The 14,120-nt window shown below is 61.7% G+C and carries 11 protein-coding genes; 2 read left to right on the top strand and 9 right to left on the bottom strand.

Annotated elements, in window-relative coordinates:
* Positions 1 to 60: 60 nt before the first annotated feature.
* The 4 genes from ACMUVN_RS16765 to ACMUVN_RS16750 form a co-directional block, all read right to left on the bottom strand.
* Complete coding sequence (locus tag ACMUVN_RS16765; protein ID WP_028758627.1) at positions 61 to 690, bottom strand: DUF5666 domain-containing protein; 630 nt, start codon at positions 688 to 690, stop codon at positions 61 to 63.
* 119 nt (positions 691 to 809) lie between these two features.
* Positions 810 to 2,630 (bottom strand): ABC-F family ATP-binding cassette domain-containing protein, encoded by a 1,821-nt coding sequence (locus tag ACMUVN_RS16760; RefSeq protein WP_168333624.1) that lies wholly within the window; start codon positions 2,628 to 2,630, stop codon positions 810 to 812.
* Between the two features lie 2 nt (positions 2,631 to 2,632).
* Positions 2,633 to 3,283, bottom strand: a complete 651-nt coding sequence (locus ACMUVN_RS16755; RefSeq protein ID WP_028756520.1) for a thiamine diphosphokinase — start codon at positions 3,281 to 3,283, stop codon at positions 2,633 to 2,635.
* A gap of 63 nt (positions 3,284 to 3,346) precedes the next feature.
* A complete protein-coding gene (locus ACMUVN_RS16750; RefSeq protein WP_028756521.1) occupies positions 3,347 to 3,874 on the bottom strand; it encodes a MarR family winged helix-turn-helix transcriptional regulator in 528 nt (175 codons plus the stop codon).
* A 116-nt stretch (positions 3,875 to 3,990) separates the two neighbouring features.
* Between ACMUVN_RS16750 and ACMUVN_RS16745 the strand changes: the two genes are divergently transcribed.
* Together ACMUVN_RS16745 and ACMUVN_RS16740 are read left to right on the top strand one after the other, a co-directional pair.
* Positions 3,991 to 5,529: an MDR family MFS transporter gene (locus ACMUVN_RS16745; protein ID WP_028756522.1), complete on the top strand. Its 1,539-nt coding sequence runs from the start codon at positions 3,991 to 3,993 to the stop codon at positions 5,527 to 5,529.
* A gap of 387 nt (positions 5,530 to 5,916) precedes the next feature.
* Positions 5,917 to 7,461: a M48 family metalloprotease gene (locus ACMUVN_RS16740; protein WP_097543555.1), complete on the top strand. Its 1,545-nt coding sequence runs from the start codon at positions 5,917 to 5,919 to the stop codon at positions 7,459 to 7,461.
* Positions 7,462 to 7,614: 153 nt separating this feature from the next.
* Here ACMUVN_RS16740 and ACMUVN_RS16735 read toward each other — a convergent pair whose 3' ends face one another.
* The 5 genes from ACMUVN_RS16735 to ACMUVN_RS16715 form a co-directional block, all read right to left on the bottom strand.
* Entirely contained in the window at positions 7,615 to 8,478 is an 864-nt protein-coding gene (locus tag ACMUVN_RS16735; RefSeq protein ID WP_018244054.1) for an RNA polymerase factor sigma-32, read from the bottom strand.
* Between the two features lie 378 nt (positions 8,479 to 8,856).
* On the bottom strand, positions 8,857 to 9,429 hold the full coding sequence (locus tag ACMUVN_RS16730; protein ID WP_003543775.1) for a CarD family transcriptional regulator: 573 nt from the start codon (positions 9,427 to 9,429) through the stop codon (positions 8,857 to 8,859).
* 393 nt (positions 9,430 to 9,822) lie between these two features.
* Entirely contained in the window at positions 9,823 to 10,161 is a 339-nt protein-coding gene (gene fdxA / locus ACMUVN_RS16725) for a ferredoxin FdxA (protein ID WP_007632346.1), read from the bottom strand.
* Between the two features lie 193 nt (positions 10,162 to 10,354).
* Positions 10,355 to 10,759: an RNA-binding S4 domain-containing protein gene (locus ACMUVN_RS16720; RefSeq protein ID WP_028756524.1), complete on the bottom strand. Its 405-nt coding sequence runs from the start codon at positions 10,757 to 10,759 to the stop codon at positions 10,355 to 10,357.
* Between the two features lie 2 nt (positions 10,760 to 10,761).
* The gene (locus ACMUVN_RS16715; protein WP_097543554.1) at positions 10,762 to 13,989 is read right to left on the bottom strand and encodes a helicase-related protein; all 3,228 of its coding nucleotides are present in this window, start codon (positions 13,987 to 13,989) and stop codon (positions 10,762 to 10,764) included.
* Positions 13,990 to 14,120: the final 131 nt, after the last annotated feature.

Raw genomic sequence — 14,120 nt, 5'->3', positions numbered from 1 at the left:
AAAGTGTGGAGCGGTTTTGGCAGAAGGGAATGCGTTAAGATAAAGATATGAGCCGGCTGCTCACATCGGCGGCGTGATGCCGTTGAGGCCGACAGCCACCTGGCTGGCCGAGATACTGCCGTCAGCCGCCTTCTCGCCGGTGACGATAACGCCGGCGCCAGTCTTCAAATCATCCTTGGTCGCCGGCGCCAGTGTCACGATCGGTGTCGCATCGGCAATCGTGATGGTCTTTTCCTTGCCCTGATAGGTCAGCGTGATCGTGTGGCCTTCGACGGATTTGACGGCGTTGCTGACGGTCGCGTTGGTCATCTGGCTGTTCGGCTGCGCATCCCAGGGACGGTTGCCCTCGCCGGTGCCTTTCATCGACGCCGGAAAGATCAGCACTTCGATCGCCCCATCCGGGCCGTTGCCCTTCGGAAGTGAGGCAACGCCGACGAAATCGCCGGGCTTGATATCCTCGACCGAGGCTTTCCGGATACCGCCGACTTTCCAGCCGGCTTTCAGCGTGATCGTCGCATCGCTGCCTTCGCGCGTCTTGACAACGAGTTGATCACCGCTGAGACTTTCGATGGCGCCGCGAATGCGGACGCGCTGGCTATCCTGCGCCTCGACGGCCTGCGATAGGGCAAGCGCGACAATGCCGCCGGCGGCAAGGGTTGTGAAAATTTTGGAATTGGGCTTGCGAGACATATGACTTTTCCTTGTCGCCATTGCGATCGGCAATATCCCCGGCTGCCGGGCGGCACTCTATGCCGCACGACGATCAACTGGCGAATCAAGGAAAGGTGAGCCGGCGCGTTTGGGAAGCCTCAGCCTTCCAGCTCTTCGCGTAGCATTTCGAGCTCCAGCCACTCCTCCTCCATTTTGGTCAGGCTGGAGCGCAGTTTTTCCATCTCGGCGGCAAGCCGGTTGAAGGCCGCGGCATCGCGCGTAAACAGATTGGGATCGGCCATCGCCTGTTCGCGCTTGGCGATCTCGGCTTCGGCTTTCGCCATCTCCTTCGGCAGATTGTCAAGCGCGAATTTCTGCTTGAAGGAAAGCTTGGTCTTGGCACTTCCTGCGGACGGCGCTGCCTCTTGCGTCTTCGGCTTCTCCGCCGCTTTCTCCGCCCTCTTGCGCTCCTCAAGCGCGCCCTTGCGCTGCGCAAGCATGTCGGAATAGCCGCCGGCATATTCGATCCAGCGACCGTCAGGCGCATCCGGCACGGCAGGCGCGATCGTCGAGGTCACGGTGCGGTCGAGGAAATCGCGGTCGTGGCTGACGAGAATGACGGTGCCGGGAAAGCCGGCGACGATTTCCTGCAGCAGATCGAGCGTTTCGATATCGAGATCATTGGTCGGCTCGTCGAGGATCAGGAGGTTCGCCGGACGCGAGAGGATACGTGCCAGCATCAGCCGGGCGCGCTCGCCGCCGGAGAGGCTTTTGATCGGCGTCCGCGCCTGTTCCGGTTGGAACAGGAACTCTTTCATATAGCCGGTAACATGACGCTGCTCGCCGTTGACGAGCAGGTTTTCGCCGCGCCCGTCCGTCAGGTAGTTGGCAAGCGTATTCTCGGGATCGAGATCCTCGCGCTTCTGGTCGAGCGTCGCGATCTCCAGATTGGTGCCAAGCTTTATCGTGCCGCTATCCGGGGAAAGCTGCCCGGTCAGCATCTTCAACAGCGTCGTCTTGCCGGCGCCGTTCGGCCCGACCAGACCGATGCAGTCACCGCGATGCACGCGGATCGAGAAGGGCATGACGATTGTCCGGTCGCCGAAGCTCTTGGTGATCTTGTCGGCCTCGATCACCAGCTTGCCGGATTCCTGCGCGTCCGAAACGGTCGCCTGCACGGTACCTTGTGGCCCTTTGTGGCCACGATATTGCGAGCGCATCGTCTGCAGTTCACCGAGGCGGCGCATGTTGCGCTTGCGTCGCGCCGTGACGCCATAGCGCAACCAGTGCTCCTCGCGCTCGATCGCCTTGCCGAGCTTGTGCTGCTCCAGCTCCTCGGCCTCCAGCACCTGGTCGCGCCAGGCTTCGAAATGCGCAAAGCCCCTGTCGAGCCGGCGTGAGGTGCCGCGGTCGAGCCAGACGGTTGCGGTCGAGACCTTTTCGAGAAAACGCCGGTCGTGCGAGATCAGCACCAAAGCGCTGCGGGTCTTCTGCAACTCGCCTTCCAGCCATTCGATTGTGGGAAGGTCGAGATGGTTGGTCGGTTCGTCGAGCAGGAGAATGTCGGGCTCCGGCGCCAGGACGCGGGCAAGGGCGGCCCGGCGCGATTCGCCGCCGGAAAGGGTCTTCGGATCTTCCTCGCCGGTCAGCCCGAGATGGGAGAGCAAATAGGTGACGCGGTAAGGATCATCGCCCGGCCCGAGACCGGCCTCGGCATAGGCCTGAACCGTGTTGAAGCCGGCAAAATCCGGCGCCTGTTCGAGATAACGCACCGTCGAGGACGGATGGCGGAAGACCTCGCCGGACTGTGCCTCGACCAGGCCGGCGGCGATCTTCAGCAGCGTCGATTTTCCCGAGCCGTTGCGGCCGACGAGACAGATCTTGTCACCAGGCTCGATCTGCAGCGCCGCCCCCGCGAGGAGCGGTGCACCGCCGAAGCTCAGGAAGATATCGTCGAGTTTCAGAATGGGAGGGGCCAAAATCAGACTCCGGAAAGATCATAGGGCCTGGCGAGCACGATCGCCTGGCCGCTGCGGAGCGAAAAGCGAACCTTGCCTTCCGCGACGTTGGAAATGGTGCGCGACGAGCCGAAAGGCAGATGAAAATCGGCCAGCGGATAACGCGCATTCTCGATGGAAAGCCCGATCAGCTCGCTGAACCCGGGCACGGAAAACAGGCTGCCCTTGGGAAGGTCCAGTTCGATCGTCCCGGCAATCAACGGCACGGCCTCTTCCTTGCCCGAGGTCAGCAGCACGTCGAAGCCCTCTTCCGCCAGGCTGACGGCCGACAGCAGATGCTGAAGCGCATGGTCCGAGCGTTCGCCGCCGAGCGCACCGGCCAGAATCAGCCGCCGCGCACCGCGCGCGATCGCTTCCGACACTGCGATTTCGCCATCGGTCGCCGCCTTCGCTGCGGGATAAGGCTGTTTCGGCACATCGGGAAATGCATCCTCGAGATCGGCGGGCGTCGAATCGAAATCGCCGACCCAGAGCTCGGGCATAATGCCGAGTGCTGCCGCATGCCGCATCCCGCCATCGGCCGCAATGAAGCGGCTGTCGCCGATGGCATGCCGCAGGCGCTCCGTCAGGCTGAGTTCGCCGCCAAGGAGAATGGTGAAGGTGGATTGGCTCATGGGCACTGCCCTTAGCGCAAACGGGGGGTCGAGGGGAAGGGGCGCCGAACGACGTGCCTCGCCTCAGCCCGGCGTATCCTTGTCGCGCGACAGGAAGACCGCCTCGTAACCGCCGATGAAACGCTCGAAAAGTATCGCGAAGCGATCGATATCTTCCTGCGGCCAGTCGGCGACGATCTCGGAGATGATCGCGAGCTTCTGCGCGACGATCTCGGCAAGCAGAGCCTGGCCGACCTCGGTCATGACGACAACGATCCGCCGCGCGTCGGCCTGCGAGGCCTCGCGGCGCAGGACGTTGCGCCCGACCATGTCGGCCACCACGCGGCTTGCCCGTGACGGATCGATGCGCAGCATCTCCGCGATCATGCCGACCGTGACCTCGCCGGCAGGCTGCGCCCTCCGCACGGCATCGAGCACATCGAGATGCGAAAGTTCAAGGCCCGGTGCGGCACTCTGGATCGCCAGCCGACCGATCAGCCGCCGACCGGTCATCAATCGCATGCGCGCCATGCTGCGGCCGATACGAGGCACGTTTTCCTCATTCGGCGTGGCGGATTGCGCGGAAATGGTCTTGGTCAGCACGTCACTCATGACGAGACCATAACAGAGCCGATGCGGAATTTGAACATGCTGATGTCAATAATGTGCTGTTGACAATTATATGCTGTTAGCACATAAAAGCTCATCAAACCCGGAATGACGCTCCCATGGACATGCAATTCGTGCCTGCGCCGCTCGTGACCGATCCTCGTCGCCGGCTTATCCTGTTCTTCTTCCTGATGACGGCCATGTTCATGGCGACGCTGGATAATCAGATCGTTTCCACGGCGCTGCCGACGATCGTCGGCGAATTCGGCCATCTCGAGCGCTTCGGCTGGATCGGTTCGGCCTATCTCCTGTCGCTGAGCGCCGTCATGCCGCTTTACGGCAAGCTCGGCGATCTCTTCGGCCGCAAATATGTGATGATGACGGCGATCACGATCTTCACCGTCGGCTCAGCGGTCTGCGGCCTTGCGGTCTCGATGGACACGCTGATCGCCGCCCGTGTGCTGCAGGGCCTTGGCGGCGGCGGCATCATGGTGTCGATCTTCGCCGTCAACGCCGATCTGTTCGAGCCGCGCGAGCGGGCGCGCTATCAAAGCTATTCCAGCCTCGTGCTGATGGCATCTGGTGCGATCGGCCCGGTGCTCGGCGGTACGATGAGCGATCTCTTCGGCTGGCGCTCGATCTTCCTCGTCAATGTGCCGATCGGCTTCATCGTACTTGCCGGCCTTGCTTTCATGTTGCCGTACCGAAAACCGCATCGCCGACCGAAGATCGACTATGCAGGTGCACTTCTGCTTGCCATGACGACGACAAGCATCGTGCTTGCCACCGACAGCAGCGAACTGTTCGGCGCATTGATCTCACCCCAGAGCGTCGGCATCGTCGCCTTCGGTGTGATCTGTGCCGTCATCTGGGTTTTCACGGAGCGCCGCGCGCCGGAGCCGATCGTTCCCCTGCAGCTCTTTCGCAATTCGACCTTCAGCCTGCTCCTGGTGATCTCGATCATGGGCGGCGCCATCGCCATCGGCATGGTCAATTATCTCGCCCTCTTCCTGCAGACCACCACAGGCCTTTCACCGTCCGCCGCCGGCCTGCTCTTCATCCTCCTGACCGGCGGCCTCGTCTGCGGATCGTTGACGGCAGGCCGCATCATCTCGAGGACGGGGCGCTACAAGCCCTTCGCCATCGCAAGCCTCACCTGCAGCGCCACCGCCTTTGCGCTATTGTCGCAGGTCCATGCGGGAACGCCGATCGCCTTCATCGGCGCGATCATGATGCTGCACGGTATCGGCATCGGCCTTGCCCAGCAGGTTCCCATCATCGGCGTGCAGAATGCAGCACCGGCCCGCGACGTCGGTGCGGCCACCGGCTCGGTGACGCTGTCGCGCATGGGAGGCGCTTCGATCGCCATCTCGATCTACGGCGCGATCATTGCCTCTGGGCTCGGCACGGTCGGCATTTCCATTCCCGGCGTCACCGATATCGAGCAACTGACGCCAAAGATGATGGCTGCCCTTCCCGAGCCAAGCCGCCAGGCCGTGGCCGATATCTATGCTGCCGCTTTCTCGCCGCTCTTCATGACCTCCTGCGCCATTGCGCTGATCGGCCTTGTGGCTGCCATCATGCTGAAGCCAGTGCAATTGCCCCGCGCCGGCGAGACGGAGAAGCCGCAAGCGGCGACGGCGGAAGCTGCCGAATAGTCGAATCGCCCCGCGGAAATGCCTCACCAAGAGGCGCTCCCTCACAAAGAACATATTTCTGGTTGCGCTTTTCGCGCATGGCTGTCGCGGCCGCGCCGGTTAATTCAATCGGCCCGTTCTTTTTCCGCGCCGTTGACGAATCTCCCCTCTGCGACGGAACTTTCGCCATAATTTCATCCGAGCGAAGGGAGGCCTCAATGCCCGAGGCTTGCCAAAATGCAACGGCGCCACATTTAAACAGAGTCTCGCTATGCAACCGATGCGTAAATCAGCTACAGCAAGGACTTGTATCGGCCGATTGTGCAGCGCGAGATCAGGGGTGCGCACCTGTTGAATTCCCCTTGCCACGGTCGGTTTGAATCTGCGGCAAACCGGCAAAACAGCGACATGATGCGGAGAAACAGACTGGACAGCTTGACGACGTGGAAATCGCCCGCGCTTTCCAGTGATGCCATCTCCACGCCGCGGCGCTTCCCGCGTCGCCTAATGCTGCTTTCAGCCCTCGCAATGGCGCTGAATGGCTGTCAATCGCTGATTGACCAATCCTATCAGCCGAGTGTTTCGCCTTCTTCCAATCCGCAGATCGTCGACGAGGTGCAGAAGAACGACCCGCGCGCGGCGATGGGCGCCCGTGAGCATCCGCGCATCGTGGCAAGCTACGGCGGCGAATACAAGGATGCCAAGACCGAACGCCTCGTTGCCCGCATCGCCGGCGCGCTGACGGCGGTGTCGGAAAATCCGAGCCAGTCCTACCGCATCACCATCCTGAATTCGCCGGCGATCAACGCCTTTGCGCTGCCGGGCGGTTATCTCTATGTCACCCGCGGCCTGCTCGCCCTTGCCAACGACGCCTCGGAAGTCGCCGCCGTGCTGTCGCACGAGATGGGCCATGTGACGGCGAACCACGGCATCGAGCGGCAGAAGCGCGAAGAGGCTGAGGTCATCGCCAGCCGCGTCGTCGCCGAGGTGCTTTCCAGCGACATCGCAGGCAAGCAGGCGCTGGCCCGCGGCAAGCTGCGGCTCGCCGCCTTCTCCCGCCAGCAGGAGCTGCAAGCCGATGTCATCGGCGTGCGCATGCTCGGCGAAGCCGGCTACGATCCCTATGCCGCAGCCCGTTTCCTCGATTCGATGGCGGCATACAGCCGCTTCATGTCGGTCGATCCCGAAGCCGACCAGAGCCTCGACTTCCTGTCGAGCCACCCGAACTCCGCCCAGCGCATCGAGCTTGCCCGCACCCACGCCCGCGCTTTCGGCCAGGAAGGTTCCGTCGGCGACAAGGGCCGCGATTATTATCTCGATGGCATAGATGGACTGCTCTACGGCGATAGCCCGGAGGAAGGCTATGTGCGCGGCCAGACCTTCCTGCATGGCGGTCTCGGGATCCGCTTCGACGTGCCACCGGATTTCCACATCGACAACAAGGTCGAAGCCGTGATGGCCACCGGCCCGAACGACATCGCCGTCCGCTTCGACGGCGTCGCCGACAATCAGAACCAGAGCCTCACCAACTATATCTCCAGCGGCTGGGTGACCGGTCTCGACCCCTCGACCATCCAGCCGATCACCATCAACGGCATGGAAGCAGCCACCGCGCGCGCAAGCGCCGACCGCTGGGATTTCGATGTCACCGTGATCCGCAACAATTCGCAAATCTTCCGCTTCCTGACCGCCGTGCCGAAAGGCAGTGACGCCCTTGAGCCGACGGCCAATGTCCTGCGTGCGAGTTTCCGGCGTATGACGCCGGCAGAGGCAGCCTCGCTGAAGCCGCTGCGCATCCGCGTCGTCACCGTCCGGCCGGGGGAGAACATCTCGACGCTCGCCGCCCGCATGATGGGCACCGACCGCAAGCTCGATCTCTTCAAGCTCATCAACGCCCTGCCCACGGGCGCAGCCGTTTCACCGGGCGACCGCGTCAAGATCATCGCCGAATAAAAGAGGCCCGGCTTACGCCGGGCCAGTCTGTGCTGCTGGAGGGGACAAAGCATGTCGCGCAAAACTGTGCAGCGGTTTTACGATAACGACATGCGTAAAACAAAGACCTGAAGCGCGAGGAGCGAATCTGAAGGATCGCGACGCGCTTTGGGTTCAAGCATAGGCGGCCATATGCGGATCGGCGCTGACGAGCGCGCTGCGAAGCTTCTCCATCGCCCGGCTTTCGATCTGACGCACGCGTTCCTTGGAAATGCCGAGGTCGGCGCCGAGTTCTTCGAGCGTGGCTCCGTCCTCCGCCAGACGCCGGGCACTGATGATCTTCATCTCGCGTTCGTTGAGATGTTTCAGCGCCGAGGCGAGCCAGACGCGGCGGCGCTCGCCGTCGATCATGTTGGAAACCTGCTCATCCGGCAGGGGATCGTCACTGACGAGGAAATCCATCTTCTCCGCACTCTCGGCATCGCCGGAAACCGAAGGCGCCTGCAGCGAGGCATCGTTGCCAGAAAGCCTGGCATCCATGGTCTGTACATCGGCGAGGCTGACCCCGAGGGCAGCGGCGATTTCCTGGTGAATGGATTGCAGCGTCAGCTGCGTGTCACCCTTGGCGAGCTTGGCGCGCAGGCGACGCAGATTGAAGAACAGCGCCTTCTGCGCCGAACTCGTGCCGCCGCGCACGATCGACCAGTTGCGCAGGATATAATCCTGGATCGAAGCCCTGATCCACCAGCTTGCATAGGTCGAAAAGCGCACGTCGCGTTCCGGTTCGAAGCGGGCGGCGGCCTCCAGCAGCCCGACATAGCCCTCCTGCACGAGATCGCTCATCGGCAGGCCGAAGTTGCGGAACTTGCCGGCCATAGAGATGACCAGGCGCATATGGGCCATGGCGATCTGGTTGCGGGCACCGCGATCGTCGTGATCCTTCCAACGAGTGGCAAGATCGTGCTCTTCCTGACGGGCGAGATAGGGGGCGGCCATCGCGATTTTGATCATGCGCCGATCTGCAGACATGTTCTTCATTTCGATCTCCTGAAACAGGCCTCTCGCCCTAAAATGAACAATAAAACGCACCTTCCGGAACATCGCTGTTCCAGACTGAATGGGGTTCTGAATGCATAAAGGCCCCGCCCCTGGACTTTTCAGGGGGAGGCCCTATTTCTCATCATGTGCCGCTAAGACGGCCGGGCTGGACCTGTTTCTTCACGTTGCCGGATGGGCAATATTGAAAAGGCATGATCCGCTCCTCATCGAACATTGACGGAATAGCAGTTCGCCCGTCGAGGCCATTGCCCGCGAGCAGTCCGCAATTACGTGTGTTAAACGCGGCAGTCGGGAAAAAGTTCCAATAAAAAAACCCGGCGCGAAGGCCGGGTTTTTTGACAGGAAAACAGGCTCGCCTTATGCGGCTTCGTCCTGCGAATCGTCTTCTTCGATTGCCTTTCCGCGCTTCGGACCCTTGTTGAGATTGGTCTCGACGAGACGGACGGCTTCGGTTTCCGACATCTTGTTGACGGCGGCGATTTCGCGCGCCATGCGATCGAGCGCAGCCTCATAAAGCTGACGCTCGGAATAGGACTGTTCGGGCTGGTTCTCGGCACGATAGAGATCACGCACGACCTCAGCGATGGAAATCAGGTCGCCGGAATTGATCTTGGCATCATATTCCTGGGCGCGACGGGACCACATGGTGCGCTTGACGCGCGCCTTGCCCTGCACGACCTTCAAAGCACGCTCGACGAAATCCGTTTCCGAAAGCTTGCGCATACCGATGCTCATGGCCTTCGCGACCGGAACCTTCAGACGCATCTTGTCCTTCTCGAAATCGATAACGAAAAGTTCGAGCTTCATGCCGGCAACTTCTTGCTCTTCGATAGCGGTGATGGTACCGACGCCATGAGCGGGGTAGACGATCGATTCACCGGTCTTGAAGCCGTGACGTGCTGTAGAAGGCTTTTTCTGCTGAGTCGTCATTCTATTCAAAAACTCCCTGTTACGCATCCGGCGGCGGCCGGAGCCGGGTCAGTCAGGCCCGGGTGAGACGGTAGTATCCGTCGGGTGACTTCACTCTGGTCCTATCGGGCAAAAGCAAAGACTTTTTGCGCACGATCTTGGGACCCGGCGCTCAAAGCGTTGATATGTCACGGAAACCGCGTACGGATTTGTTTTGCTTTCGTGATGGTTTTGGGCATGCGTCATGCCACAAATGGAACAGTAGACGAAACCTATCATAAAAATATGAGGAAATCAATAATTTGCTTCGCTTGAGTCATGCGGGCAACACATGTCACCCATATGCCTCACGCAGCTTTTAAAACGTTTCGCCCCGCAGCCGCCCGAATTCGGAGGCCGAATGTGGGCGCTGTCTCAATCGCCGGAACCGGGCTTCTCGGAGAAATACTTCTCGAATTTTCCGGTCTCGCCATCCATTTCCTTGGCCTCAGGCAACGGCTCCTTCTTGACCGTGATATTCGGCCAGATCGTCGCATATTCGGTATTGATCTTCAGCCATTTGTCGAGACCCGGCTCGGTATCGGGCTTGATCGCCTCGGCGGGACATTCGGGTTCGCAGACGCCGCAATCGATGCATTCGTCGGGATGAATGACGAGAAAGTTCTCGCCCTCATAGAAGCAGTCGACAGGGCAGACTTCCACGCAATCGGTGTATTTGCACTTGATGCAATTGTCGGTCACGACATAGGTCATGAAGAACTCCAGGATTTCCATGCGGTGGGGCCGGGCAACCTGGAACGTCGCGCCTATCCCCGTGCCGGAGGAAAAGCGTGGGCAGGCTTGGGCGGCAAGCACGCTTCCGGCAGGTTGACAGTGACCTATCGGCTTTGGCGCCGGATTTCAAGGATAAACGATCTGCAAAAGCCGCCAGCGCAGACAGAGTTTTCTAATCCTCGTCCGACATCAGCCTGTCGATTGCACGTCTTTCCTTTTTGGTCGGACGGCCGGTACCGGTCGCCCGGATCGCCTGTTCGTAGGGCGTGAGACGTTTTGCCTCATCAGGCGGCGGCGATTGGTCGTCATACAGCAGGCGCGCCTCCTCGTAAGGTCCCCGCCGCTCACCGGCGAGGCGCACCACGAGAACGACGTCGCGCCGTTCCAGCGTCATCTCGATACGGTCACCCGGCTTGACCATCTGGCTCGGATGGCTGCAGCGTTCGCCGTTGATGCGCACATGGCCGGATTGGATTTGGCTCTGCGCCAATGAACGCGACTTCACCATGCGCGCGAAGAACAGCCACTTGTCGATGCGCTGGCGCGAACCGCTTGTCGGCTGTGTCTCCGCGCTCATGATTACTTCTTCATCTGCTCCTTGAGAGCCGCGAGCTTGGCGAAAGGCGAATCCGGATCGATCGGCTTCTCCTTGCGCGGCGGCTTGGCCTCGAAGCGCAGCGGCTGCGAGCCGCCGCGATTGTTGTTGCGGTCGTTACGATCGTTGCGGTCACCACGATCCTTGCGGTCACCACGGTCCTGCCGGTCGCCGCGCGGCTGATCGCCCCGTGGCTGATTGTTGCGATCGCCCCTTGCCTGCTGCGGCCGGCCGCCATCACGACCGCCGCCGTCCTTGCCGCGATTGTTGCGATTGTTGTCACGGCCTTCGCCGCGATTGCCCTCGCCGCCTTCACCGCCGCCCGGCCGACGATTGCGGTCGCCGCGTTCCTGGTTCTGACCGCGCTCCTGACCCTGGCCGCCACGGCGTTCGCCATGCCCGCCGCGCGCCTGGCGCTGATTGTCGTTGCGGCCGCCGAGACGCCACAGAAGAACCGGCTTCGGTTCGACCGGCTCGCCGGCGTCCTCAGCAGCGGATACCGCCGTCTCGGCAGACGCTTCCACCGAAGCGGCTGTCTCGGCTGCTTCGACAGGAGCAGGGGTTTGGACCGTTTCGGCCACGGGCGCGTCGGCAGCCACGGGCGCCGCCTCGGTTGCGGGCGCTTCGGCAGCAGTCTCTTCCGCCGCCCCGTCGGCATCGTCGTGATCGGCCTTTTCGGCTGTCTCATCCGCCGACGTTTCCGCGGTGGCGGCGGGCACTGAGGCCGCATCCTGCGCCGCAAGATGTGCCGATGCCTCTTCCGCCTTCACGGCATCGGCGCGATAGCCGAGACCCTTGAGGATTTCTTCCATGTCCTCGAGCGTCGCACCAAGAATCGACAGCATAGCCGTCGTCGTCGTGAAACGGCGGCCGTCATAGGCGCCCTCCGGACGATTATTCTGACCGGGCTTCCACTGCAGCAGCGGACGGATGATGTCGGCAAGCCGTTCCAGGATGTCGATTCGCACGGCACGCTTGCCGAGGAACCGGAAGCCGGCGAGCTTATAGAACATCCGCTCGAAGCTCGGGTCGGTGACTACGGAGGTGCGGCCGGCGGCAAGCACGGGAATGAGATCGCCGTAGCCCGGTTTGTCGAGACCGTCGTTCTTCAGCGCCCAGAGCAGCGTGATGAGCTCGGCCGGCGCCGGCTTCAGAAGTGCCGGAACGAAGATATGATAGGCGCCGAAACGCACGCCGTAGCGGCGCATGGAGGCGCGGGCATCCTGGTCCAGCGACTTCACCTCCTCGGTCACGTCGCGTCGGAACAGCACGCCGAGATTTTCGACGAGCTGGAAGGCAAGCCCCTTGGCAAGACCCTGCAGATCCTCGGCGCGCGACAGATCATCGAGCGGTTTCAGCACCGTGCTGATATGATGGTTGACGAAGCGTTCGATGCGGGCCGCAACGTGATCCCGGGCATTGCCCGTCAACTGCTCGTCGGCCAGCAGAAGCACGCGCGGACGCATGACGTGATCACTGCCCGAAAGCCGCGCCACCGGGTCGCCCAGCCAACGAATCAACCCATCCGAGCCGATCGCCAGATCACTATTGCCGGCGGCATGCATCCGCGCCGCGCGGGCTTCGAATTCGAGCGCGAGCGCCTTCTGCGACGCAGCCTGAACCGCCTTGGCATCCGGTCCGTCCGTTCCCGCCACCGGCGTGAAACGGAATCCGCTCAATTGCCCTACATGATGTCCTTCAACGAAGACATCACCATTCACACTGATTTCAGCTTCCAGCATCGCATTCTCTCTCAGGCGCTTCATGAGCACAGATGTCCTGCGATCAACAAAGCGTTTCGTCAACCTTTCATGTAACGCGTCGGACAATCGATCTTCGATTTCCCGCGTCTTTTCCTGCCAGTGTGTCGGATCGGCAAGCCAGCCAGGCCGATTCGAAACGTAGGTCCAGGTCCTTATCTGCGCGATTCGCGCCGAAAGCGTGTCAATTTCCCCATCTGTCCGATCGGAGCGATGCACCTGCTCCGCGAGAAACTGCTCATTCACCGTGCCATAGCGGACGAGATCGGAAAAGAGGGTCGAGATAAGATCGGCGTGTTGCGCAGGAGTGATACGCCGGTAATCGGGAAGCGCGCAAGCCTCCCAGAGTTTTTCGACGCGCGCCGGCCTGTCGGCGAGATCGATGACCTCTGGATAACGCGAAAGCTGTTCCAGCGCCTGCTGGTCGACAGCAGGCAGCGCTCGCGTCAGTCCCGGCACGCGCGGTCCCGCCTCAAGGCTTGTCCGCAAGGATTGAATCGAGGAGAAGTCCATCTCAGTCGTGCGCCATTGCAAAACCTTGACGTTGTCGAATTCGTGCCCCTCGATACGTTGCACCAATTCATCGTCGAAGGGCGAGACCTGTCCGGTGACGCCGAAGGTCCCGTCCCGCACGTGCCGCCCGGCGCGCCCGGCGACCTGGCCGAGTTCGCCCGGATTGAGATTGCGGAACTGGTAACCGTCGAATTTCCGGTCTTGGGCAAAGGCGACGTGATCGACATCGAGGTTGAGGCCCATGCCGATCGCATCGGTCGCCACCAGATATTCGACGTCGCCCGCCTGATAGAGTGCGACCTGCGCATTGCGGGTGCGCGGGCTGAGCGCGCCGAGCACGACAGCCGCGCCGCCACGCTGGCGGCGGATGAGCTCGGCGATGGCATAGACCTCGTCGGCCGAAAACGCGACGATGGCAGAACGCTGCGGCAGCCGGGTGATCTTCTTCTGGCCGGCATAGAAAAGATGCGAAAGCCGCGGCCGCTCGACGACAGTGATGCCCGGCAGGAGCTGCTGCAGGATCGGCCGCATCGTCGCCGCGCCAAGCAGCAGCGTTTCCTCACGGCCGCGAAGATGCAGGATGCGGTCGGTGAAGATATGACCGCGCTCGAGATCGCCGGCGAGCTGAACCTCGTCGATGGCAACGAAGGCGGCCTTGGTCTCACGCGGCATCGCCTCGACGGTACAGACGGAAAAACGCGCATTGGGCGGCGAAATCTTTTCCTCACCGGTGACCAGCGCCACATTCTGCACGCCGACCTTCTCCACCACCCGCGTATAGACCTCGCGCGCCAGCAGCCTGAGCGGCAAGCCGATCACGCCGGTCCCGTGCGCGACCATGCGCTCGATGGCATAATGGGTCTTGCCGGTATTGGTCGGTCCGAGCACCGCGGTCACACCGCGTCCACTCAGAATCATCGGCTGCGAAGTCAGAGTCATGGGTCCATGCAAATGAGGCGGGTGGCCCCAGGAAAATCTCAGCCCCACGAGGGAAGCTAAAGAACACATGGACAGCTGCCGCCGCAAACGCAAGGGCAGATTTCAAAATGCACCGGGGATTACGACCTTTG

It is taken from the genome of Rhizobium sp. IY2, from assembly GCF_047532935.1.
Lineage (GTDB): Bacteria > Pseudomonadota > Alphaproteobacteria > Rhizobiales > Rhizobiaceae > Rhizobium > Rhizobium anhuiense.
Note: the sequence above shows the minus strand (reverse complement) of the source record. Positions and strands in the feature narration are given on the sequence as shown.

What these genes read in the sequence shown, in the direction of transcription:
- ACMUVN_RS16735 (WP_018244054.1), bottom strand. Translation starts at nt 8,478, where the DNA reads ATGAAGAACATGTCTGCAGATCGGCGCATGATCAAAATCGCGATGGCC.
- ACMUVN_RS16765 (WP_028758627.1), bottom strand. Translation starts at nt 690, where the DNA reads ATGTCTCGCAAGCCCAATTCCAAAATTTTCACAACCCTTGCCGCCGGC.
- ACMUVN_RS16720 (WP_028756524.1), bottom strand. Translation starts at nt 10,759, where the DNA reads ATGAGCGCGGAGACACAGCCGACAAGCGGTTCGCGCCAGCGCATCGAC.
- ACMUVN_RS16715 (WP_097543554.1), bottom strand. Translation starts at nt 13,989, where the DNA reads ATGACTCTGACTTCGCAGCCGATGATTCTGAGTGGACGCGGTGTGACC.
- ACMUVN_RS16740 (WP_097543555.1), top strand. Translation starts at nt 5,917, where the DNA reads ATGATGCGGAGAAACAGACTGGACAGCTTGACGACGTGGAAATCGCCC.
- ACMUVN_RS16745 (WP_028756522.1), top strand. Translation starts at nt 3,991, where the DNA reads ATGGACATGCAATTCGTGCCTGCGCCGCTCGTGACCGATCCTCGTCGC.
- ACMUVN_RS16730 (WP_003543775.1), bottom strand. Translation starts at nt 9,429, where the DNA reads ATGACGACTCAGCAGAAAAAGCCTTCTACAGCACGTCACGGCTTCAAG.
- ACMUVN_RS16755 (WP_028756520.1), bottom strand. Translation starts at nt 3,283, where the DNA reads ATGAGCCAATCCACCTTCACCATTCTCCTTGGCGGCGAACTCAGCCTG.
- fdxA (WP_007632346.1), bottom strand. Translation starts at nt 10,161, where the DNA reads ATGACCTATGTCGTGACCGACAATTGCATCAAGTGCAAATACACCGAT.
- ACMUVN_RS16750 (WP_028756521.1), bottom strand. Translation starts at nt 3,874, where the DNA reads ATGAGTGACGTGCTGACCAAGACCATTTCCGCGCAATCCGCCACGCCG.